Source organism: Roseomonas acroporae (assembly GCF_023223525.1).
In the GTDB taxonomy this organism is placed as follows: domain Bacteria; phylum Pseudomonadota; class Alphaproteobacteria; order Acetobacterales; family Acetobacteraceae; genus Roseomonas_E; species Roseomonas_E acroporae.
This window is the reverse complement of record NZ_JALPRX010000071.1, coordinates 17,950-40,914: the sequence shown is the minus strand read 5'-3', so window position 1 is coordinate 40,914 and position 22,965 is coordinate 17,950. Positions and strand designations below refer to the sequence as shown.

Here is a 22,965-nt window from a genome sequence, read left to right as displayed (position 1 = left end):
GCCGAGGAAGCCCGGACATGGACGACAGGCAGGCCGATCAGTTCCGCGACCGGGTGGACCCGGGGAGCGACCGCTTCGAGTTCGGGAAGTGGCCGTTCTACCACATGGTCCGCCTCGTCGGCCTCTACACCATGCGGATGGACGCCATCCTGAAGCCGATCGGCATGGACGTGCCGCGCTGGCGCGTGCTGATGATCCTCGCCAGCTACCGCGTCGCCACCATCACCCGGATCGCCGACGAGGCCGCGGTGCGCATCTCCACCATGGCCAAGATCATCCAGCGCATGGCCGCCCAGGGCCTCGTGGAGACGCGCCCCTCCGCCGAGGATGCGCGCTCTACCGAGGTGCTGCTCACGGCGAAGGGCCACGACATCCTGGTGCAGGTGCGCGCCAAGGCCAGCATGGTGTCGAAGCAGGCCTTCCAGGGCGTCTCCGACGAGGAGCTGCGCTTCCTCAACGCCATCGCCGGCTCCATCCACGACAACCTGGCGCCCTGATCCCGCCTCGCACGAGGCCCGCAGGGGGTCGGCGGGGCCGGCCATGCGCCGGCCCGGGAAGCCTGCCGGTCCGCCCCCGCGCCGCGGCGGGTGGCGACCGGACGGCGGGAGAAGGGGAGAGGGGGACGATGGGGACGCCGGCGGCACCGATGCCCCGGCGCGAATTCCGGGCGGCGCGGCGGCGGGCCGCGCCGCCCCCCTCGCATGACGGCCCGTCGACTGCCATCTAGCAGGGTCCGAACGATCCGGAGTCGAGACCCCGCCGATGCGGCTGCCCCGTTCCGCCCAGCTCCTGCTCCTCGCCGGCCTCGCCCTGCCCTGCGCCCTGCCCGCCGCCGCCGCCGCGCCCCCGGCCGACCGCAGCGGGCAGGCCGAGCGCGGCCTTGCCTCGGTCATCCCGGCGGCGCAGCTCACGGGCGTCGATCCGCGCGCCAACAGCGTGTTCAGCAGCACGCTGCCCAAGGGGGCGACGGCGCGCGTGACCAACACGCGCAACAACCGCTCCACCATCGTGCTGGTGCAGGACCGCATCCCGGCGCCGCGCCCGGGCCATGTGCTCGCCGTCAGCCAGCGCGTGGCGGACCTGCTCGGCATGCCGCGCAACGGCGTCGCGACGGTCAAGGTGGCGCCGCTCGCCGTGCCGCAGCCCGACGGCACCGTCCGGCTGGGCACCGGCACCGGCCTCGCCGGCCGCCGCGCCTTCGTGCCCGCGCCGCCGCACGGGCGGTAGGACCCGGCCGCCGGGGCTGACGGCGCCGTTCGCCCCTGGCGGAACCGCCCGACCCGGGCGGCGCGGCACCGGCCCCGACCCTGGCCCCGATCCTGGCCCTGGCCCCGGCGAGCGCCGGTCGCCTCGCGCGCACGCACCACCCCGCGCGGGCAGCCCTGGATGCAGGCTGCCGGCCGGCGTTTCCCGGAGCGGCCGCGGGCGCCGCCGCCGTGCCTTCTCCGGGCTACCGGGCGGGCACGCCCCTCCTGACGCCGCTCTGCTACCGCCCGTCCGGGCGGGACGGCTCGTCCAGCGGCCGCGTGAGCGGCTCGGCCGGCTCGTCGGCGGCCTCCTCGCCCGGCGGCGCGCCGTGCATGCCGCGCCGGAACAGGTGCCGCAGGATCAGCGCCCCCGCCCAGGGCCAGCGCCGCGAGAATCCAGCCCAGCCAGTCCGGCATTCCCCGCGCCCTCAGACCGCCGCCACCGGCCGCGTATCCTCCACCACCACGCCGTCGTTCGGCAGGCTGCCGGACGGCACCAGCTCCACCGCGCCGCGCAGCTTGGTCTCGGCCTGGAGCGCCCCCTGGAGCGTCTCGGCCAGCCGCGCCCGCAGCGCCGGGTCGCCCGGCGCGTCGGCGGGCAGCTCGGCGCGCAGCACCATGGCGTCGCGATCCCCGTCCAGCGAGACCACCAGCCGGGCGCGGCCGATCCCGGGGCAGGCGCGGCGCACCGCCGCCACCTGCTCGGGCCGCACGAACAGGCCGCGCACCTTGGCCGCCTGGTCGGCACGGCCCATCCAGCCGCGCAGCCGCCGGTTGGTGCGGCCGCAGGGCGAGGCGCCAGGGGAGGCGCCGGGGGAGGCGCCAGGGGAAGCGCCAGGGGAAGCGCCGGGGGGAGCATCGGGCAGGAAGGCGGAAAGGTCGCCCGTCGCCAGCCGGATCATCGGGTAGTGCGGCGAGAGGGTGGTCACCACCACCTCCCCCACCTCGCCCTCCGGCACCGGCTCGCCCGTGCCGGGGCGGACGATCTCCACCACCACCCCCTCGTCCAGCACGAGGCCGGCGCCCGCCTCGGTCTCGTAGGCGATCAGCCCGACATCGGCGGTGCCGTAGCTCTGCCGCACCGTCAGCCCCCGCGCCGCGTACCAGTCGCGCAGCGAGGGCAGGAACGCCCCGCCGGTGACATGGCCGAGCCGCAGCGAGGAGAGATCCAGCCCGAGCGCGTCGCCCGCCTCCAGGATCGCCTTCAGGAAGTCCGGCGTGCCGCTGTAGCAGACGGGGCGGAGCTGCGCCGCGGCGCGCGCCTGCGCCTCGGTGTTGCCGGTGCCGGCCGGGAAGACCGGGCAGCCCAGGGCGCGGGCCCCCTCCTCCAGCATCATCCCGGCCGGGGTGAAGTGGTAGGCGAAGCAATTGTGCAGCAGCCCGCCGGCGCGCAGGCCGGTGGCGAACAGGGCGCGGCCGTAGCGCCAGGGATCGGGCTCGGCCCCCGCCGCCTCGAAGATCGGCCCGGGCGACATGAACACCCGCGCCAGCCGGCCGAAGGGCGTGGCGTTGAAGCCGCCGAGCGGCGGAGCGGCGGCCTGGCGCGCCGCGAGATCGGCCTTGCGGGTCACGGGCAGCCGCGCCAGCGCCGCCAGGTCGGTGACCGTGGCGGGATCGATGCCGGCCAGCGCCGCCGCATAGGCCGGGGCGTCGGCCCGGGCGCGCGCCACCTGCGCCGGCAGGGCGGCGGCCAGCGCCGCCGCACGCGCCGCCGGGCTGCGCGTCTCCAGCGCGTCGTAGTGCTCGGTCACGACATTTCCCCCCTGGCGCTTTCCGGGCGCCGCCCCGGGCGCGCCTTCCGGGCGCCGTCAGCCTGCCCCTTCTGCCGGCACCCTACCAGCACCGCCCGGCCGCGTGCAGCGGCCGCGCCACCCGGGCACCGGCTCCCCGGTCCCCGGCGCCCGGTTCCAAGGCACCGGTCCCGGGACCCAGGCAAAGGGACGAATCAAGAACGATTTGCCCAAACGTCATCCGGGACGTCAGCCTCCCGTAAGGCCGCCTGCTCACTTTCCCGCGCGGTCGGCCATGGCCGGCCCTGCCGCCCCCATCATGCCGGCAGCAGGGGCACCGGCCGGCGGCCCCCACCTTCCCAGCAGGCGCGCCGCCGACGCGCCACGAGGTTCAGTCCATGCGCGCGATCGTCTCCTTCTCGCTGCAGCGCCGCGCGCTGGTGATCCTGCTCTTCATCGTCTTCCTGATCGCGGGCGTGGTCGGCTTCACCAACCTCAACATCGAGGCCTACCCGGACCCGGTGCCGCCCACCGTGGTCATCATCACCCAGAACGCGGGCCAGAGCGCCGAGGAGATCGAGCGCTACATCACCATCCCGATCGAGGTCGGCATGGCAGGCCTGCCGAACCTGACCACGGTGCGCTCCACCTCCCTCTTCGGCCTCTCGGACGTCAGGGTGCAGTTCACCTTCGCCTTCACCTACGAGCAGGCGTTGCAGCAGGTGCTGAACCGGCTGGGGCAGATCAACGGCCTGCCGGACGGGGTGCAGCCGCAGATCTCGCCCTGGAGCCCGATCGGCGAGATCATGCGCTACCGGCTGGTCGGCCCGCCCGGCTTCGGCCTCGACGACCTCAAGACTCTGCAGGAATGGGTGCTGGACCGGCGCTTCCGCCGCGTCCCCGGCGTGATCGACGTCTCCTCCTTCGGCGGCCTCACCAAGTCCTACAACGTGGTGGTGGACCTGCCGCGCCTGAACGCCTTCGGCCTCTCCCTGCCGCAGGTGGTGCAGGCGATCGGCAACGGCGACGCGACCGTCGGCGCGGGCACCATCAACATCGGCCCGCAATCGGCCGTGGTGCAGGGCATCGGCCTGATCCGCTCGATGGACGACGTGCGCAACATCGTGCTCGGCTCGCAGAACGGCGTGCCGGTGCTGCTCTCGGACGTGGCCACGGTGGAGGTGGGCAACGTCCCGCGCCTCGGCATCACCGGGCACGAGAACGACGACGACGTGGTGCTGGCCGTGGTGCTGATGCGGCGCGGCGAGCAGACCCTGCCCACCATACGCGGGGTGGAGGCGGAGGTGCAGCGGATCAACGCCGGCGGCATCCTGCCCCCCGGGGTGCGCATCGTGCCGCTCTACGACCGCAAGGACCTGGTCAGCGTCACCACCCACCACGTGGTCCACAACATCATCATGGGCGTGCTGCTGGTGGTGTTCATCCAGTGGCTGTTCCTGGGCGACCTGCGCGGCGCCGTGGTGGTGGGCGCCACCATCCCCTTCGCCTTCTTCTTCGCCGTCCTCGTCATGCTGCTGCGCGGCGAGAGCGCCAACCTGCTCTCGCTCGGCTCGCTCGACTTCGGCCTGCTGGTCGACGCCACCGTGATCCTGGTGGAGAACGTCTACCGCCACCTGCACCTGGCCCACGGCGCCGTCCGGGCGCCGGCGCCGCGCACGGCGCGCGGCCTCGGCGGCGTGGCGCTGACCGTGCTGCGCGCGGCGAGCGAGGTGGACAAGGCGATCATCTTCTCGGCCCTGATCATCGTCGCCGCCTTCATCCCGCTCTTCACCATGGGCGGCATCGAGGGCCGCATCTTCGGCCCGATGGCCAAGACCTACGCCTACGCCATCGGCGGCGCGCTGATCGCCACCTTCACCGTCGCCCCGGCGCTCGCCGCCACCCTCTTCCGCGACGACACGAAGGAGAAGGTGATGCCGATCGTGCGCTGGATGTCGGCCGGGCACGAATGGCTCTACCGCGCCGCCATCGCCCGGCGGGCGGCGACGCTCGGCGTCGCCGCCGCGCTGCTGCTCGGCTCCGGCCTGCTCTTCTCCCGCCTCGGCGGCGAATTCCTGCCGACGCTGGAGGAGGGCTCGATCTGGCTGCGCGCCACCATGCCCGCCACCATCTCGCTGGAGGAGGGCACGCCCACCGTCAACCGCATCCGCCGCGTGCTGCTGGAGTTCCCCGAGGTCGTCACCGCCACCTCGCAGCAGGGTCGCCCCGACGACGGCACGGATTCGGCCGGCTTCTTCAACGCGGAATTCTTCGTCCCCCTCAAGCCGCAGGACGAGTGGACCACCGCCCACACCAAGGACGCGCTGATCGCCGCCATCCAGGCCCGGCTGGAGCGCGAATTCGTCGGCGTGGACTTCAACTTCTCCCAGACCATCTCCGACAACGTGCAGGAGGCGGCCTCGGGCGTGAAGGGCGCCAACGCGCTCAAGGTGATCGGGCCCGAGCTCGACGTGCTCGCCCGCCTCGCCGAGCAGGCGCGGCAGGTGCTGGACCAGGTGGACGGCATCGCCGACCTCGCCGCCTTCCGCACCCTCGGCCAGCCGACGCTGGCCATCCGCATCGACCGTGCCCGTGCCGCCCGCTACGGCCTCGCGGTCGCCGACATCAACACGGTGATCGGCACCGCGATCGGCGGGCAGGAGGCGGCGCGCCTCTACGAGCCCGGCGGCGACCGCAATTTCCCGATCATGGTCCGCCTCGCGCCGCAGTACCGCCAGGGGCGCGACGCGATCGGCCGCCTGCCCGTGGGCAACGGCGCGACGCTCGCCGACGTCGCCGACATCCGCCTCGTCTCCGGGCCCTCCTACATCTACCGCGAGGATGCCAGCCGCTACGTGCCGGTGAAGTTCTCGGTGCGCGGCCGCGACCCGGCCAGCGCCGTGACCGAGGCGCAGGAGCGCGTCGAGGCCAGCGTGCCGCTGCCGCCCGGCTACCGCTTCGAGTGGGTGGGAGAGTTCCGCAACCTGCAGGACGCGATCGCGCGCCTGCAGATCGTGGTGCCGATCGCGCTCGCCCTGATCGCCGTGCTGCTCTACGTGCAGTTCTCGTCGCTGCGCGACACCCTGCTGGTGTTCGGCCTGCTGCCGCTCTCCTGCGTCGGCGGCGTGGTGGCGCTGGAGGCGATGGGACTGAACTTCTCCGTCCCCGCCGCCATCGGGTTCCTGGCGCTGTTCGGCATCACGGTGATGGAGGGCATCATCCTGCTCTCCCACTTCAAGCTGCTGCGCGACGAGGGCATGCCCTGGCGGCAGGCGCTGGACCAGGCGGGCACGGACCGCATGCGGCCCGTCATGATGACCTGCATGGCCGCGATGGTCGGCCTGCTGCCCGCCGCCGTCGCCACCGGCATCGGCTCGGACCTGCAGAAGCCGCTGGCCGTGGTGGTGGTGGGCGGCACGGTGCTGCTGCCGGTCTTCATCCTCATCATCTTCCCGGTGATGATCGACGTGTTCGGCCGTTCCGCGGCGGAACGGCAGCGCGTCGCCGCCCGTCGGACGGTGCCGGGCACCCAGGGCGCCGGGGACTGACGAACCCTGCCGCCGAGGGAATCGGCGCCTCGGCGGCAGCCGGGTGCGTGACTCCGAACGCCGAAGGGCAATGCGCGACGCGGATTTCCGGGGCGCGCGGGTTCACCGGCCGGCACAGGTCCCGACCTGTGCCGGCCGGTATCGCGCGCGGGGCTGGCGGGGTGGCCGCGCGCGATACCGGCGAAGCCTGCGGGCGGCCGGATCCACCCGGCGCCGAACCGGCGCGGCGAGCCGGGAGGCCCCGCCTCCTCCCGGGAACGCCTCCGCCTAGAGCCGATCCAGCCTGACTGTATCAGGCCGGAACGGCTCTAGCCTTTGATTTTTCGCATTTTCCGAGCCGCTGAGCGAGGACGCTCAGCTTGAAAATGCTCTATCCCGCCAGGAGCGCCCAGACCCGCGGCGGCGTCAGCGGCATCTGCAGCGTGTCCGCCTCGCCGGCCCGGCCCTCGCGTGCCAGCGCGTCGGCCACCGCGTTGACCAGCGCCGGCGTGGCGCCGATGGTGCCGAGCTCGCCCACGCCCTTCACCCCCAGCGGGTTGGTCCGGCACGGCACGGACTGGTCGAGCGCGGTCACGTAGCCGCCCACCAGCACGTCCGCGCGCGGCATGGCGTAGTCCTGGAAGCTGGCGCTGAGCGGCTGGCCGCTCTCCGGGTCGTAGACCACCTGCTCGAAGATGGCCTGGCCCAGCCCCTGCAGCGCGCCGCCGGCGATCTGGCCCTCGACGATCATCGGGTTCACCACGCGCCCGGCATCGTTGACCGAGACGTAGGAGACGACCTCGATCTCGCCGGTCTCGCGGTCGATCTCGACCTCGCAGACATGGCAGCCGTTGGGCCAGGTGGGGCCGGCGACCTTGCTGGTGGAATCGATGAAGATCCGCCCCTCCGGCTGCCGCGCCGCGACCTCGAACAGCCCGATCTCCCGGTCCGTTCCGGCGACGCGGAAGCGGCCGCCCTGGTATTCCAGGTCGGCCGACGCGACCTCCAGCGCCTCCGAGGCGAGCGCCTTGCCCTGGTCCACCGCCTTGCCCGAGGCGACGCTGACCGCCGAGCCGGCGGTGAACAGCGAGCGCGAGCCGGCGCTGCCGAAGCCGCTGCCCCGGTCGGAATCGCCGAACACCACGCTGATCCTCTCGATCGGCACGTCGAACACGTCCACCGCGAGCTGCGCGTAGGAGGTGCCGATGCCCTGGCCCATCGCCTGCGTGGTGGCGTAGATCTCGATGCCGCCGTCGCCCTTCACGGCGACCGTCACCCGCTCCTCGAAGGCGTTGCCGCCGGTCCATTCCAGGAAGGTGGCGATGCCGCGCCCGCGCAGCCGCCCGCGCGCCGCCGAGGCCGCGGCGCGGGCCGCGAAGCCGTCCCAGTCCGCCAGCGCCAGCCCCTGCTCCAGCATCCGCTCGAAGTCGCCGCTGTCGTAGGTCTGGCCCATGGCGTTGGTGTAGGGCATCTGCTCGGGGCGGATCATGTTGCGCCGGCGCAGCTCGGCCGGGTCGAGGCCGAGATGCCGGGCCGCGACGTCCATCAGCCGCTCGATGATGTAGATCGCCTCCGGCCGCCCGGCGCCGCGATAGGCGCCGGTGGGGTTGGTGTTGGTGGCCAGGGCGGTGAAGGTGAAGTCGATCGTCGCGATGTCGTAGATGCTGGTGGAGAACCAGGGGCCGATCAGCAGCTGGATGGCGATGCCGGTGCTGCGGGGATAGGCGCCGACATTGGCGCGGCCGTGCACCCGCAGCGCCAGCACCCGGCCCTCGGCGTCCAGCGCCATCGCCGCCCGGCTCTCCACGTCGCGCCCGTGCACGGCGGAGAGGAAGTCCTCGATGCGCGTCGCCGCCCACTTCACCGGCCGCCCCACCTGCCGGGCGGCGAAGGCGACCACCGCGTCCTCCGGGTAGAGGCCGGTCTTCATGCCGAAGCCGCCCCCGACGTCGCCGATCACGACGCGCACGCTGCCCGGGGGCAGGCCGAGCAGGTCGACGATCGCGTCGCGGGCCGAGGAGGGCATCTGGCTGCTCAGCCGCACGGTCAGCCGGCCGGTGGCGGCATCGTGCGCGGCCAGCACGACGCGCGGCTCCATCGGCGCCGGCGCGAGGCGCTGGTTGGCGAGATCCACCTCGACCACGTGCGCCGCCCGGTCGAACGCGGCCTGCGCCGCGGCGGCGTCGCCGTAGCGGCTCTGCGCCACGAGGCGGTCGGGCTCGTCCATGGCGGCGGCGATGGTGGTGACCGCCGGCAGCTCCTCGTAATCAACCTCGATCGCCTCCGCCGCGTCGCGCGCGGCGGCCATCGTCCCGGCGATCACGGCCGCGACCGGCTCGCCCACGAAGCGGACCGCGCCGGTCGCGAGCAGCGTCTGCGGCTCGGCCAGCAGAGGCGAGCCGTCGGGGCGCCTGAAGGGCAGGGCGGCGGTCATCGGCTTCACGCCGGCGGCGGCGAGGTCGGCGCCCGTGAGCACCGCCAGCACGCCCGGCACCGCGAGGGCCGGCGCCGTGTCGATCGAGAGGATCCGGGCATGCGCGTGCGGCGAGCGCAGGAAGACCAGGTGGGCCAGCCCCTCGGGGGCGAAGTCCCCGGTGAAGCGGCCCTCGCCGGCGAGCAGCGCCTGGTCCTCGACCCGGCGCACCGCCCGGCCGCTGCCGAACCGACCGAAATCCATGTCCATTCGTGTCATCCCGCCCGTTCGCATGCGGCACTGCCATGAGTGCCGACCGGCCGGCGACGTCCCGCCCGGACCGGCGCGGTCACGATAGAGCATTTCCAGGCCCGACATACTCGCCCGCCGGCTCGGAAAGCACGCGAAAACAAGGGCTAGAACGGAACCCGCCGGAGCGGTGCCCGGGGTGGCGACGGCCGGTCACCGCGCCGGCGGCGACATCCGGCGCTGAGAAGGGCGAGGTCGTGCCGTGGCGGGCCTGGTGGTGGGCGCGGCGCTCGGCCATGCCCGGCCGCAGGGGCAGCAGGGGCCGGCACCACCGGCGGCACCCGCCGCCGATGCCGGAAGGGCGACGCTCAGGGCGACGAATCCTGATCCTTGTGCGCCGGCATGCCGTCCTGCTGCTCCGGGCGCGCGTCGGGTTCCGCAGCCTTCACCTCGCGCTTCCGCTGCGCCTTGCTCTCGGCCTTCGCGGCCTTGGCCCGTTCACGCTGCGCCCGCTCCTGGCTGTAGTTCGGCTTCTTCAAACCTGTTCCCCTTCGCTACGTTGGTTCTCGCGCTTCTGCCTCCACCCCCGCCCTGTCCCCGTTCCGGCCGGCGGTCCCGGCTCCAGCCTCGCCCCACCGGCCGAGTGGTCCTGGGGCCCCTGCGTCGGTACGGGGCTCGGCCCGCTGCCGACCTGCACGGCACCGCAGCCCGAGAGCAGGCCGACGGCGACCAGGAGCGGGATGGAACGGCCGCGCATGGCCCCGCCTTCCGGGGGTGGCCGCACGGCGGGTGGAAGTCCGGTCTGGAACCGGGGCAGGTCGGCAACCTTCCCCGCGCACCGGATCGCCGGCGGCCTCGCGCCGCCATGCCGGACACCGTCATGCCAAACGCCGTCATGCCGGACAGGGCCATCGACGGGGCACCGAGGGCGCGTACGGCTCGCGCATGTCCGGCCAGATATGGGCATTCCTCGTCCGTTGATTGTGTGGGAGCGGCTGCGGCAACCGCTCCGATCCGTCCGTATGTGGACAGGAAAGTGACACACATGACGTGTGGAGGCAACGGATCGGCCCGGCAGTTCCGGGGCCGCCGCCTTCGGCCAGGGACGGGGACGGGGCGGAGCGGACGCCGTCATCCGTCCAGCGGCGCGCGGCCGCCCGCGTCGGATGGAGATGCCGGGGTAGCCGTGGCCAGGGCAATCACCGGCGCGGAACCGGGGGGCTGACCCAGTCGGGCGGCCCCTCCCGTCCGGCCTCGACGGCGGCCGGGCTTCAGCCGCCCGCGTCGCCGACCGCGCGAAGCAGCGTCAGCATCATGGCGTTGAGCGGCGTCGGGATGCCGTGCCGTTCGCCGGCGGCCACGACGTAACCGGTCAGCGCCTCCGCCTCCAGCGGCCGGCCGGCCATGGTGTCGTGGTACATCGAGGTGCCGGCCTCCTCGGGATAGGTCATCAGCGTCGCCCAGATCGCCGTGGCCTCGTCCGGCCGCAGCGCTGCTCCCTCCGCGCGCCCCACCGCCACGGCCTCCTCCAGCATGGCCAGCCCGAGCGCGCGGATGTCCGGCCGGCGCAGCACGCGCTGGCGCTGCCGGGTGATGGCCGTCAGCGGGTTGACCGCGATGTTGATCAGCAGCTTGCGCCAGGCCAGGAGCGCGAAATCCGGCGCCGGATGGGCGCCGATCATGCTGCCCTCCAGCAGCGCCGCGAAGGCGTGCCCGTGCGCGTCGTCCGGCACGGCCATGTCGTGCCCGGCCACGCGCCGCAGCCGCACGCTGCCGGGCGCCGTGCGCTCGCCGTTGTAGTAGACGATGACGGGCACCACCGGCGCGTCGCCGACGAAGGGGCGCACCCGGTCGGCATGCCCGAGGCCGTTCTGCAGCACGGCGACGCGGGTCGCCGGACCGGCGAGGCGCCGCAGCCAGGCACCGGCGGCCGGCGTGTCCTGCGTCTTGGTGCAGAGCAGGACCCAGTCGGCCGGCGTGGCCGCGTCCGGGTCGGCGAGGCAGCGCAGCGGGATTTCCGCCGTCCCGCCCGGATGCTGGAACGTCAGGCCGGCGAGCGGCCGGCGCGGGCAGGCGAGCACGTCGTGGCGGCCGGCCAGTTGCAGCGCGGCCGCGGCAACGCCGCCGATCCCGCCGAGGCCGATGACGGCTACGGTCTGTGGCTTCATGACCCGGCATCGTGCCAAGTGGCGCCCGGCCATGGAAGGGGCCTCGGGGGGAAAGCCCCGGCCTGCCGCGTTAGAGCATTTTCAAGCTGAGCGTCCTCGCTCAGCGGCTCGGAAAATGCGAAAAATCAAAGGCTAGAGCCGTTCCGGCCTGATACAGTCAGGCTGGATCGGCTCTGGAGCGGATCGCCGGCGGGCTGACACGCCCGGCGGCGTGAATCCGCGCCGGGAACAACGAGCGACGGCGAACCGCAGTCCCAACCGGACTGCGGTTCGCCGTAGCCGCCGCGGCCGGCCTTCGGGAGCGCCGGCCCGTGCCGCCGGCGGCGCGCCCCCTGGCCGCGCCCCCAGGCGGCGCCCCCTGGCCGCGCATCGGGACCGCGCATCGGGCGGCGCGCGGATGCCCTATCCGGCGCCCGCCCCGGCACGGGACTCCCCATGGGCCGCCAGGAGCCGTTCCGCCAGACGCAGATGCGGGCGGTCGAGCATCCTGCCGTCCATCCGCAGCACGCCCGCATCGCCGCTGCCGGCGAACAGATCGACCACGCGGCGCGCCCAGTCCAGCTCCTGCGGCGTCGGCGAGAAGACGGCGTTCACCACCTCGACGTGCTTCGGATGGATCACGGCCTTGGCGCCGAAGCCGTCGCGCCTGGCCTCCCGCGCATCGGCCTCCAGGCCGGCGAGGTCCTCGATGTCCACGTGCACGGTGTCGATCGCGGGAACGCCGGCCGCCGCCGCGGCGGCCAGGCAGAGGTCGCGCGCCATCTGGAACGGGGGCAGCCAGCGCCCGTCCGCCCGGTTCGCCGTCGCGCCGAGCGAGGCCGAGAGGTCCTCCGCCCCCCACATCATCCCGGAAAGGCGCGGGCCGGCCTCGGCGTAGGAGCCGAGGCCGAAGAGCGAGCCCGCCGTCTCGGTGGCGATCACCATGATCCGCGTGCGGCCGGGCGCGATGCCGTGGGCGGCCTCGAAGGCATCGAGCCAGAGCGAGACCTGCCGCACCGGCGCCGCGCCGCCGCACTTCGGCAGGACGATGCCGTCGGGCCGGGCCGGCATCACCGCCGCGAGGTCGTCCAGGGTCATGCCGGTGTCGAGCGCGTTCACGCGCACGTAGCGCCGCTTCGTCCCGGCGGGCGTGGCCAGCATGCCGGCGGCGATGCGCCGCGCCTCGGCCTTCCGGCCGGCCCCGACGCTGTCCTCCAGGTCGAGGATCAGGCCGTCGGCCGCGCCCTCGGCGGCACGCGCGAATTTCCGCTGGCTGTCGCCGGGGACGAACAGGAGCGACCGCATCAGCCCGTCACCGCCGCCTGCCGACGGTGCATCAGGCCGGTGCGCCGGCAGGTCGCCACCACCTCGCCGCGCTGGTTCAGGCATTCGTGCTCGAACTCCACCAGGCCGGCGCCCGGGCGGGATCTGCTCTCGCGCTTGGAGACGATCCGCGTGCGGGCCCGCAGCGTGTCGCCGTGGAAGACGGGCCGCGGGAAGCGCACCTCGGTCATGCCGAGGTTGCCGATGGTCGTGCCCAGCGTCGTGTCCGCCACCGACATGCCGATCATGATGCCGAGCGTGTAGAGGCTGTTGAACAGCCGCTGGCCCCATTCCGTCCCCTCGGCGAAATGGGCGTCGATGTGCAGCGGCTGCGGGTTCATCGTCATCAGGCTGAACATGGTGTTGTCCATCTCCGTGACCGTGCGGGTCAGCGGGTGCTCGAACACCTGTCCCTCGACGAATTCCTCGTAGTAGAGGCCTGCCATCCTATTCCTCCCTCTTGTTGTCCGCGCGGCCCGGCCGCCAGCCCAGGCGGCGCGACAGCGCGCGCCCTGCCTGCCGCACCTGCCGCGCCAGGCCGGACAGGCGGGGCTGCGCCCGGGCGAGGGGCGCCGCCAGCACGATCCCCGCGACCACCGCGCCGCGCGCGTCGAAGACCGGCGCGGCGATGCCGGCCACGCCCTCGGTCGCCTCGCCGAGCGTCACCGCGTGCCCCAGCTCGCGCACCTCGGCGACGAGGCGGCGCAGGCTGCGCCGGTCGGTCACGCTGCGGCCGGTCAGCGGCTCGAGCCGCACCCGCCCCAGATACTCGTCGGGCCAGGGCGGCGGCGACCAGGCCAGCATCACCCGCCCGGAGGCGGTGCAGTGGATCGGCCGGCGGTCGCCGACGGTGGCGGCGAAGCGCAGCGCCGTCCGGCTCTCGACCTTGTCGATGTAGACCATCGCGCTGCGGTCGGGCGCCAGCACGGCCAGCATGGCGGACTCGCCCGTCGTCTCCGCGAGCCGCTCCAGCAGCGCGTGCCCGGCCGCCCCGAGGCCGGCCTCCGGCCGGGTCGCCAGGATGGCGTGCGCGAGCCCGAAGCATTCCGGGCCGAGCCGCCACACGCCGCCGGCCTGCGATGCGTAGCCTGCCGCGGCCAGCCCGCGCAGCAGGCCGAGCAGCGTCGTCTTCGGCGCCGCCAGCGCCTGGGCCAGCGCCGCGAGCGACAGCCCCTCCGGCGCGGCCGCCAGCCGGTCGAGCAGCTGCAGCACGCGCGCCACCGAGCGCGGCCCGCCGCCGCGATCCGGCCCGGCGGCGAACGGGGCGCCGGCCAGGGGATCGATCAGGGGATCGACCAGGGGATCCACCAGGGGATCGGCCGGAAGATCGACCGGGGCGTCGGGCGGGATGGCGGGTGACGCGGTCGCCATCACTGCGGGGTGATGCCGGCGATGCGGACCCGCTCGCCCCAGACCTGCAGCTGCTCGCGCACGTAGCGCGTGAATTCCGCCGGCGTGCGGGCGAAGGGCAGGAAGCCGAGCTGCCGCAGCTTCGCCCCCGTGGCCGGCAGCCGCAGCGACGCGTTCAGCGCCTGGTTGGCGCGCGCGACGATCGCCTCCGGCAGCCCGGCCGGGCCGGAGATGCCGAACCAGACGGTGATGTCGAAGCCCGGCAGCACCGTCGCCACGGGCGGCACCTCGGGCGCCAGCGGCGTCGGCTCGAGCGCCGACTGCGCCAGCGCCCGGACCCGGCCGGCCTGCGACTGCGACAGCCCGTTCGCGAAGTCGGTGAAGGTGCAGTCGATGCGCCCGGCCGAGACGTCGGTCAGCGCCTCGGCGCCGCCGCGATAGGGCACGCCGGTCAGCGACACGCCGGCGGCGCGCGCCAGCACCTCGGTCATGATCTGGCTGCTGGCGTTGCCGTAGCTGTAGGTCAGCTCGCCCGGCTTCTGCCGCGCCCGTTCCAGGAAGGCGCGGAAATCGGCGTCCGGCGCGCCGGGCTGGCCGACGAACAGGTAGGGCGCCTCGGCCAGCGTGCCGATATGGGTGAAGTCGCGCACCGGGTCGAAGGGCATGTGCCGCAGCACGTGCGGGTTGATCGAGGCGGCGCTGCTGCTGGTGACGACCAGGGTCTGCCCGTCCGGCGCCGAGCGCGCCACCGCCTCGGTGCCGACGATGCCGTTGCCGCCGGGGCGGTTGTCCACCACCACGGTCTGGCCGAGCTCCCGGGCCAGCGGCTCCACCAGCACACGCGCCAGCACGTCGGTCAGGCTGCCCGGCGGGAAGGCGACGACGAGGCGCACCGGCCGTTCCGGCCACGCCGCCCGTGCCGCGCGCGGCAGGAGCGACGGCAGCAGCAGCGCCGGCAGCGCGAGCGCGCCGCGTCGCCGCAGCGCCGTGCGGCCGCACCCGGATGCCTTTCCGTTTCCCATCGCGTCCTCCCCTGCGTGGCCACCGATACGGCGCGACCATCGTTCGAATATATGAATGCAGCCTGCTTGATCCGAACGAGCCGGTCAAGTTGCGTGTTGACAGGAGCGGCCCGGCGACACAGTTTCGCGCCCAACAATGGGGCCCAACAACGGGGGACGTCGTCCATGGATTTCGCGCTGACGCCCGAGCAGGCCGACATCCGCGAGCAGATGCTGAAGCTCTGCGCCGGCTTCGGCGACGAGTACTGGCTGCGCAAGGAGCGCGAGGCGGCCTTCCCCGAGGAATTCCACGCCGCCATGGCGCAGGGCGGCTGGCTCGGCATCGCCATGCCCGCCGAGTTCGGCGGCGGCGGCCTCGGCATCGCCGAGGCGGCGGTCATGATGCAGGCGATCGCGGAATCCGGCGCCTGCATGAGCGGCGCCTCCGCCATCCACATGAACATCTTCGGCCTCAACCCGGTGGTGGTGTTCGGCACGGAGGCGCAGAAGCGGCGCATGCTGCCGCCGCTGATCGAGGGGCGCGACAAGCCCTGCTTCGCGGTGACGGAGCCCAATGTCGGCCTCAACACCACGCAGCTGAAGACCCGTGCCGAGCGGCACGGCGACCGCTACGTGGTGAACGGCCAGAAGATGTGGATCAGCACGGCGCAGGTCGCGAACCGGATGCTGCTGCTCGCGCGCACCACGCCGCTCGACCAGGTGAGGCGCAAGACCGACGGGCTCTCGCTGTTCTACACTGATCTCGACCGCTCCCGCGTCGAGGTGCGGCTGATCGAGAAGATGGGCCGCCACGCGGTCGATTCGAACATGCTGTTCTTCGACGGGCTGGAGATTCCCGTCGAGGACCGCATCGGCGAGGAAGGCAGGGGCTTCCACTACATCCTGCACGGCATGAACCCCGAGCGCATCCTGATCGCCGCCGAGGCCGTGGGCATCGGCCGCGCCGCGCTGCGCAAGGCCAGCCGCTACGCGAAGGAGCGCGTGGTGTTCGGCCGCCCGATCGGCCAGAACCAGGGCATCCAGCACCCGCTGGCGCGCAACTGGGCGGAGCTGGAGGCCGCCGACCTGATGGTCGCCAAAGCGGCCTGGCTGTACGACCGCGGCGCGGAATGCGGCGCCGAGGCGAACGCCGCGAAGTACCTGGCCGCCGAGGCCGGCTTCCGTGCCGCCGAGACCGCGGTGATGACGCATGGCGGCATGGGCTACGCGCAGGAATACCACGTGGAGCGCTACCTCCGCGAAAGCCTGATCCCGCGCATCGCCCCGGTCAGCCGCGAGATGATCCTCTCCTTCATCGCCGAGCGCGTGCTCGACCTGCCGAAATCCTACTGACCGGCCGCGCGCGATGCAGCGGCTCGATCCCGCCGCGCCCGCGCTACGCGGGCTGATCCGGCCGGGCGACCGGATCCTCTGGGGGCAGGCGGCCGGCGAGCCGCCCACGCTGGTCGAGGCGCTGGTGGACCAGCGCGCGGCGCTCGGCGGGGTCTCGGTGCTGCTCGGCACCGGGCTGGCGGCGACGCTGCGGCCGGAGCACGCCGACCACATCGCGATGCAGGGCATCGGCGGCCTGGGCACGACGCGCGCGCTGGCCAATGCCGGCGTGCTCGACATCCTGCCGCTGCACGGCGGCCAGGTGGGCAGGATGCTCGCCGAGGGCAGGCTGCGCTGCGACGTCGCCCTGCTCATGCTGCCGCCCGCCGGCCCCGACGGCGCGCACAGCCTGGGCTGCACCGTCGACTACATGGACATGGCGGTGGCGCAGGCCCGCACCGTCATCGCCGAGGTCAGCCCGCGCGTCCCCTGCACGCTCGGCCACGCCGCCATCCCCGCCGCCCGGCTCGACGCGGTGCTGGAGACCGACCGCGCGCCATTGGGCACGCGGCCGCCGCGCATCGGCGAGGCCGGCCGGCGCATCGCGGCCCATGTCGCGGCGCTGGTCGCCGACAGCAGCACCATCCAGGTCGGGCTGGGCGAGCTGCCGGAGGCGATCCTGGACGGCTTCGCCGCACACCGCGATCTCGGGCTGCATTCCGGCATCTTCGGCGACGCCGCGATGCGGCTGCTGCGCGCGGGCGTGCTGACCAACGCGCGCAAGCCGATCGACGCCGGCGTGAGCGTGGCGACCACGGCGGTCGGCACGGCGGCCCTCTACGACTTCGTGCACCGCAATCCCGCCGTGGCGCTGCGCCCGTGCGGCTACACCCATGCCGACGCGGTGCTCGCGCGCCTGCCGCGCCTGGTCGCGATCAACGCCGCGGCCGAGGTGGACCTGACCGGACAGGTCAACGCCGAGCAGGCCGGGCGCGCCGTGGTCGGCGGCATCGGCGGGCAGGCCGACTTCGCGCGCGCCGCGTCGCGCTCGCCGGGCGGCTGCTCGGTGATCGCCCTGCCGGCGCTGGCATCGACGGGCGGGACGCGCATCGTCCACCGGCTGTCGGGCCCGGTGACGACGCCGCGCGCCGACGTGGACGTGGTGGTGACGGAGCACGGCGCCGCCGACCTGCGGGGCTGCGGCCTCGCGGAGCGTCGCCGGCGGCTGATCGGCATCGCCGCGCCGGAATGCCGCGAGGCGCTGGAACGGGCGGTTCGGGAGGAAGGAGAGGCATGATGGCGGGGCACGGAACGCTGGCGGGCATCCGGGTGCTGGACCTGACGTCGGTGCTGATGGGGCCGTTCTGCACCCAGATCCTGGCCGATCACGGGGCCGAGGTGATCAAGGTGGAAGGCCCGGAGGGCGACACGACCAGGCAATTGCCGGTCATGGCCGCGCCCGCCATGGGCGCCATGTTCACCAACCTCAACCGCGGCAAGCGCGGCCTGTCGCTGGACCTGAAGCGGCCCGAGGCGCGCGCGGCGCTGCTGCGCCTCGCGGCCACGGCGGACGTGTTCATCCACGCCATGCGCGCCGACGCGATCGAGCGTCTGGGCCTGACCTACGCCGACCTCGCCGCCGCCAACCCGCGCATCGTCTACGCCAACGTCTACGGCTTCTCCCGCCGCGGCCCCTACGCCAACGGCCCGGCCTACGACGACACCATCCAGGCCATGTCCGGCATGGCGGCGCTGCAGGAGCGGATGCAGGGCGCGCCCGCCTACTCCGCCACGCTGGTGGCGGACAAGGTGTCCGGCCTCACCGCGCTCTACGCCGTGCTGATGGCGCTGCTGCACCGCGCCCGCACCGGCGAGGGGCAGGAGATCGAGGTCGGCATGTTCGAGACCATGGCCAATTTCGTGCTGACCGACCACGTCAACGGCGCGCTGTTCGAGCCGCCGCGCGGCGAGCCGGTCTACGGCCGCGCCGCCTCGCCGAACCGCCGGCCGTACCGCACCGCCGATGGCTGGATCGCGGCGCTGATCTACACCGACAAGCACTGGCGCGCCTTCCGGCGGGTGGCGGACGAGCCGGCCTGGATGCAGGACCCGCGCTTCGCCACGCTGGGAAGCCGCGCCCAGCACATCGGCGAGATCTACGGCCGGATCGGCGAGACGCTGGCGCGGCGCACCACGGCGGACTGGCTCGCCGCGCTGAACGACGCCGGGATCCCGGCCGCGCCGGTGAACGACACGGCCGACCTGCTGCACGACCCGCATCTGGAGGCGGTGGGCTTCTTCGTCGAGCAGGAGAGCCGGTACGGCCGGCTGCGCTATCCCGGCATGCCCGCCTGGTTCTCCCGCACGCCCGGCCGGATCACCGGCCCCGCGCCGGCGCTGGGCCAGGACGGCCGGGCGATCCTGGCGGAGGCCGGCTTCGGCGCGGCCGAGATCGCGGATCTGGAAGCGGGCGGCGCGCTGATCGTGCCGGCGGCGCCGGCCGAGGCCGTGCCGTGACGCACGGACGCCCCGATGCGGACGGTCGGCCTTCGCGCCGGACGGCGTAGGGGTCGGCATGGTCCGTCCCGGCCCGGCGCAGGGCGCCGATGCCGATGGGTTCTCCGTGGCCCGGGACGGCGATGCTGCGAGGGCGACGGCCAGCCGGCCCGCCTTCCCGGCTTCCGCGTCGCTCCGCCGGCCCTGCCCCGGCGAGATCGCCCGTCCCCGTCCGCGCCCTCGGTGAGCGGCCGGCCGCCCCGGCGGGGCGGAGGGGAAGAGGCGCCGCGCGGCTGGTGAACCGCCGCAGCCGCCTCCGTCATGGCCGGCGCCGCCGTCGGCCCCGCGCCGAGGGTTTGCGCCTACGGCGAACCGCAGTCCGGTCGGGGCTGCGGTTCGCCGTGGCTCGTTGTTCCCGGCGCGGATTCACGCCGCCGGGCGTGTCCGCCCGCGGGCGATCCGCTCCGATGGTCTGCGCCGGATGCCCGAACCGTGCGACAAGAGGGGCGAGGGAACCGGCCTCCGCCCGTCACGCCGACGATCCCGGCGCGGCGGGCCGCGACGCGCTGCCCCCTCACCGGCAACGCCGGCACGGCCCACAGGCGGCGAGAAGGAAAGCCACCCCCGCCGCCGCTCCCGAAGGTGTCCCGCTTGCGATCCCACGCCTCCCGGCCCGACCTTCGCTGGCCCGACCTTCCCTGGCCCAGCTTTCCTTGGCCCAACCGTCCCTCGCCCGGTCTGCCCCGAAAGGCCGTGCGCCGCGCGGCGCTGCTGCTGCTCGCGGCCCTCGCGCTGCCGCCCCGCCCCGCCCCGGCTCAGGAGGCGCCCTGGCCGAGCCGCCCGATCACCATCCTGGGCGGCTTCCCCAACGGCTCGGGCGTCGACATCTACGCCCGCAAGCTGGCCGAGCCGCTCTCGCAGGCGCTCGGCGTGCCGGTGGTGGTGGACAACCGCACCGGCGCGGGCGGCAACATCGCCTCCGAACACGTCGCCCGCGCCCGGCCGGACGGCTACACGCTGCTGCTCGCCACGGCCGGCACGCACGCGATCAACGCCGCGCTGTACCGCCACCTGCCCTTCGACCCGATGCGCGACGTGACGCACATCGCCCTGCTCGGCGACGTGCCCAACGTGCTGATCGTCAGCCCGCAGCACTCGCCCGGCCTCGCCACCTGCCGGGAGCTGATCGCGGCGGCGAAGGCGCGGCCGGGGGCGCTGGCCTACGCCTCCACCGGCAACGGCGCCTCGACCCACCTCGCCGGGGTGCAGTTCGCCGAGGCGGCCGGGATCTCGCTGCTGCACGTCCCCTATCGCGGCCAGGGGCCGGCCATGGCGGCGCTGCTCGGCGGCGAGGTGGCGATGTTCTTCAACCAGAGCGGCCCGGCCATCGGCGCGGTGCGCCAGGGGCAGGTGCGGGCGCTGGCGGTGACGGTGCGGCGCCGCCTCGGCCCGCTGCCCGACGTGCCGACGGTGGAGGAGGCGTGCGGGCTGCCGGGCTTCGAGAGCAGCACCTGGTACGGGCTGCTCGGCCCGCGCGGCCTGCCGCCCGAGGTGACGCGGCGGCTGGCCGAGGAGGTGGCGCGCATCATCGCGGCGCCGGACTTCGTGCGCTGGCTGGTGGAGAGCCAGGGGATCACGCCGCCGGCCGACCCCTCGCCGGAGGCGTTCCGGCGGGTGCACGAGCAGGACATGGCGCGCTGGGGCGAGGTGGTGCGGCAGTCGGGGGCGACGGTGGACTGAGCCGCGGCATCCCGCCGCCTTGGGGCGCGCCCGTCCGGCCCGCGGCCCCCTTCCTGCCCCGGCCATCCTGTCCGAGGATGGAACGGGTCCATCCGCGAGAAGGCGGCCGATGCCACGACGAGGACATCCCGACCTGCCCAGGCCCGCCGCCCTGGCCTTGGCCGCCGCCCTGGCCACCGGCGCGCTGCTGGCGGCCGGCGCGCCGCCGGCACGGGCGCAGGAAGCGGGGCGCGTGCAGCGGATCGAGGAGGCGCAGTTCCGCGCCGGCGCCGGCCGCATCACCTTCGGCGAGCTGCCGGCGCACACCCCGAACCCGGTCTATCCGCCCGCGCTCTACGGCGGCGGCCCCGGCAGCCCCACGGTGCGCTTCGGCGGCTTCTTCCAGGGCCGGCGCATGGGGCGGCCGGAGGAGTGCCCGCCCGGCGCGGTGCCCACCGGCTGCCTCGCCGGGCGCCCCTCCGCCCCGCTGACGCTGGACCCGGCGGCGCCGGCGGCGCTCACCCTGATCGACCGCAGCCGGCCGGAGGAGGCGCCGCAGCTCGGCGGCACGCCGGTCTTCAATGGCCCGGTGGCGATCTGGTTCGACGCCGACCAGGCGGCGGTGGGGCTGGAGGGCGGCGTGTTCGACGCCATCGGCTCGGTGGCGATCACCATCTACGACCGCCAGGGGCAGGCGCTGGGCCGCGTCACGAACCGGCGTCTGGGCGCGGAATTCCTGGGTCTCGCCACGGCCGACCTGGTGCCGCGCATCGCCGGGCTGGAATTCCATCTGGTCGGGGCGGAGCAGGGCGGGTTCGGGGTGGACAACATCCGCTTCGGCGCGCCGAGCCAGGTCGAGCTGCCCGACGTCACGCCTCCCCCGGCGCCGTCGCCCCGACGGGCGCCGATCCTGCCCTGAACCGGAGTCGGACCGCGCCCGGCCGACGGCGCCGGAGCGGAATGCCGTCCGGAACGGCTCCAGCCCTTGATCCGGCGCATTTTCCAAGGCGCTGGGCGAGTACGCCCAGCCTGAGAATGCTCAGGGGTTGTTCCAGCCGCGCCAGTAATCCGGATCGCTCCGGCGCTGCGCGTCGACCGGCCCGAAGCGACGGCGTGCCTCGTTGCAGCCCTGGACGAATTGCGGGTCGGGATGGAAGCAGTCGCCGGGGTTGGGCCGGTTGCGACGCTCCGCCCAGTAGTCGATGCCGTAGCGGACGCCGGGCGGCTGCCGCGCCACCCAGGCCTCCATCTCGCGCCGGTCCGCCTGGCCGCGCTCGAAGGGGCTGGCGGCGACCGGGGCGGGCGCCGCGGCGGCGGGCGGTCCCTTGGGCGGCACGGCCGGTGCCGCCGGCATCGGGGCGGCCCAGGGGGGCTGCGACGGCTCGAACGGTGCCGGCGCTTGCCGGGGCGGCACCAGTGCCGCCGGCAGCTTCACCGGCGCCACCGGGGATGGTGCCGACGGCGCCGGTGAAGCTGCCGGCGGCGGGGCCGGGGGATCGGCCGGTGGCGGGGGCCGGGTGGGCTCCGGCCCGGGAAGCGCCCCGGGAAGCGCCCCGGGGGCGCCGGGAGGAACCTCGGCCACCTGCGTCCCGGCGCGCGGCGCCCATGGCACCCCACGATCGAGGATCCACCACGCCGCGGCGGCACCCAGCAGCAGCACGGGGATCATCAGCAGGTAGGGCAGCCAGCGTTCCCGCGGCCGTCGCCGCGGCGGCGCCCCGCCGGTCGCGACGCGGGGCGGCGTGCCGGCACGCGGGCCGACCGGGGAGATGCCCGGGGAGATGCCCGGGAACGTGCCCGGCGGGCTGGAAGGCGCTGCCGGGCCACGCAGGTTCAGCGTGTCGTCGTCGCCGCCAACGGGGACCGGTACCCCGGCCCCCGCCGGGAGTCCCCCGGGCGCGTGGCCGGCGGGCGGCGGCCGGGTCACCGTCGCGTCCTCGTCCCGGCCGGGCGGCACCATCGGCGGCGCGACGGCCGGGGCCGGCGCCGGAGGCTCCTGGCCACGCCCCTGGCCCGCCGGCGATACGGCGGGCGGATAGGAGGGCGGCGGCTCCTCGCGCGGCGGCGCCGGCGGGGCGGTGCCGCGCGGGATCGGCGGCCAGATGTCGGAGCCCTCGGCGCCGGTGCCGAGCAGGCGGACGTGCACCGCCGTGTCGGGCAGCACGTGGTAGGACACCTCGGCCCCGAACAGCACCCAGAGCTCGTCGTCGCGCTTCTCCACCTGCCGCGCGCGCAGGCCGGTCGAGGAGACCGCCCAGCCATGCGGGCCGAGCAGGTTGTTCTCCCGCCCGAAGCGCTCGATCACGAAGCGCGCGCCCTCCGGCGGCAGCGCCGGCGGCGGGCTGAACACCAGCGCGCCGGTCACCTGCCCGGTCGGGTCGTCGACCTTCTCGATGCGGAACTGCATGCGCGTGGCCTAGAACGGCTCCCG

At 74.6% G+C, this 22,965-nt stretch carries 17 protein-coding genes; 8 read left to right on the top strand and 9 right to left on the bottom strand.

All coding sequences use genetic code 11. The features are described 5' to 3' along the window. Positions 1-17 precede the first annotated feature (17 nt). Together M0638_RS16300 and M0638_RS16295 are read left to right on the top strand one after the other, a co-directional pair. A complete protein-coding gene (locus tag M0638_RS16300) occupies positions 18-497 on the top strand; it encodes a MarR family winged helix-turn-helix transcriptional regulator (protein ID WP_248668061.1) in 480 nt (159 codons plus the stop codon). Positions 498-762: 265 nt separating this feature from the next. After that, complete coding sequence (locus M0638_RS16295; protein WP_248668060.1) at positions 763-1,227, top strand: septal ring lytic transglycosylase RlpA family protein; 465 nt, start codon at positions 763-765, stop codon at positions 1,225-1,227. Between the two features lie 448 nt (positions 1,228-1,675). Here the strand turns inward: M0638_RS16295 and M0638_RS16290 are convergent, their stop codons facing one another. Next, on the bottom strand, positions 1,676-2,998 hold the full coding sequence (locus tag M0638_RS16290; protein WP_248668059.1) for a phenylacetate--CoA ligase family protein: 1,323 nt from the start codon (positions 2,996-2,998) through the stop codon (positions 1,676-1,678). 377 nt (positions 2,999-3,375) lie between these two features. On the opposite strand from M0638_RS16290, the gene M0638_RS16285 reads away from it, so the two are divergent. Beyond that, entirely contained in the window at positions 3,376-6,525 is a 3,150-nt protein-coding gene (locus M0638_RS16285) for an efflux RND transporter permease subunit (protein ID WP_248668058.1), read from the top strand. A gap of 370 nt (positions 6,526-6,895) precedes the next feature. On the opposite strand, the gene M0638_RS16280 is transcribed toward M0638_RS16285, so the two are convergent. The 7 genes from M0638_RS16280 to M0638_RS16250 all read right to left on the bottom strand — a co-directional run bounded on the left by M0638_RS16280 (position 6,896) and on the right by M0638_RS16250 (position 15,008). Then, positions 6,896-9,181: a xanthine dehydrogenase family protein molybdopterin-binding subunit gene (locus M0638_RS16280; protein ID WP_248668057.1), complete on the bottom strand. Its 2,286-nt coding sequence runs from the start codon at positions 9,179-9,181 to the stop codon at positions 6,896-6,898. 353 nt (positions 9,182-9,534) lie between these two features. Then, entirely contained in the window at positions 9,535-9,705 is a 171-nt protein-coding gene (locus M0638_RS16275; RefSeq protein WP_248668056.1) for a hypothetical protein, read from the bottom strand. 732 nt (positions 9,706-10,437) lie between these two features. Next, a complete protein-coding gene (locus M0638_RS16270; RefSeq protein ID WP_248668055.1) occupies positions 10,438-11,334 on the bottom strand; it encodes a 2-dehydropantoate 2-reductase in 897 nt (298 codons plus the stop codon). A gap of 402 nt (positions 11,335-11,736) precedes the next feature. Beyond that, on the bottom strand, positions 11,737-12,618 hold the full coding sequence (locus M0638_RS16265; RefSeq protein WP_248668054.1) for an HpcH/HpaI aldolase/citrate lyase family protein: 882 nt from the start codon (positions 12,616-12,618) through the stop codon (positions 11,737-11,739). Beyond that, positions 12,618-13,082 (bottom strand): MaoC family dehydratase, encoded by a 465-nt coding sequence (locus M0638_RS16260; protein ID WP_248668053.1) that lies wholly within the window; start codon positions 13,080-13,082, stop codon positions 12,618-12,620. The genes M0638_RS16265 and M0638_RS16260 overlap by 1 nt, the downstream gene beginning before the upstream one ends. A gap of 1 nt (position 13,083) precedes the next feature. Then, positions 13,084-14,007: an IclR family transcriptional regulator gene (locus tag M0638_RS16255; protein ID WP_248668052.1), complete on the bottom strand. Its 924-nt coding sequence runs from the start codon at positions 14,005-14,007 to the stop codon at positions 13,084-13,086. Continuing rightward, positions 14,007-15,008, bottom strand: a complete 1,002-nt coding sequence (locus M0638_RS16250) for a Bug family tripartite tricarboxylate transporter substrate binding protein (RefSeq protein WP_248668051.1) — start codon at positions 15,006-15,008, stop codon at positions 14,007-14,009. The genes M0638_RS16255 and M0638_RS16250 overlap by 1 nt, the downstream gene beginning before the upstream one ends. Before the next feature lie 165 nt (positions 15,009-15,173). Between M0638_RS16250 and M0638_RS16245 the strand changes: the two genes are divergently transcribed. The 5 genes from M0638_RS16245 (at position 15,174) to M0638_RS16225 (ending at position 21,453) form a co-directional block, all read left to right on the top strand. Further along, the gene (locus M0638_RS16245; protein ID WP_248668050.1) at positions 15,174-16,340 is read left to right on the top strand and encodes an acyl-CoA dehydrogenase family protein; all 1,167 of its coding nucleotides are present in this window, start codon (positions 15,174-15,176) and stop codon (positions 16,338-16,340) included. A 13-nt stretch (positions 16,341-16,353) separates the two neighbouring features. Next, positions 16,354-17,616, top strand: coding sequence for an acetyl-CoA hydrolase/transferase family protein (locus tag M0638_RS16240; protein WP_248668049.1), 1,263 nt, complete (start codon positions 16,354-16,356; stop codon positions 17,614-17,616). After that, entirely contained in the window at positions 17,616-18,836 is a 1,221-nt protein-coding gene (locus M0638_RS16235; RefSeq protein ID WP_248668048.1) for a CaiB/BaiF CoA transferase family protein, read from the top strand. Before M0638_RS16240 ends, M0638_RS16235 begins: the two co-directional genes overlap by 1 nt. A 732-nt stretch (positions 18,837-19,568) precedes the next feature. Continuing rightward, positions 19,569-20,555 carry a Bug family tripartite tricarboxylate transporter substrate binding protein gene (locus M0638_RS16230; protein ID WP_248668047.1) on the top strand — a complete coding sequence of 329 codons (987 nt, stop codon included), beginning with the start codon at positions 19,569-19,571 and terminating at the stop codon, positions 20,553-20,555. Positions 20,556-20,664: 109 nt separating this feature from the next. Next, positions 20,665-21,453, top strand: coding sequence for a PEP-CTERM sorting domain-containing protein (locus tag M0638_RS16225; RefSeq protein WP_248668046.1), 789 nt, complete (start codon positions 20,665-20,667; stop codon positions 21,451-21,453). A 120-nt stretch (positions 21,454-21,573) separates the two neighbouring features. On the opposite strand, the gene M0638_RS28865 is transcribed toward M0638_RS16225, so the two are convergent. Further along, positions 21,574-22,941 (bottom strand): hypothetical protein, encoded by a 1,368-nt coding sequence (locus tag M0638_RS28865; RefSeq protein WP_282572071.1) that lies wholly within the window; start codon positions 22,939-22,941, stop codon positions 21,574-21,576. Positions 22,942-22,965: the final 24 nt, after the last annotated feature.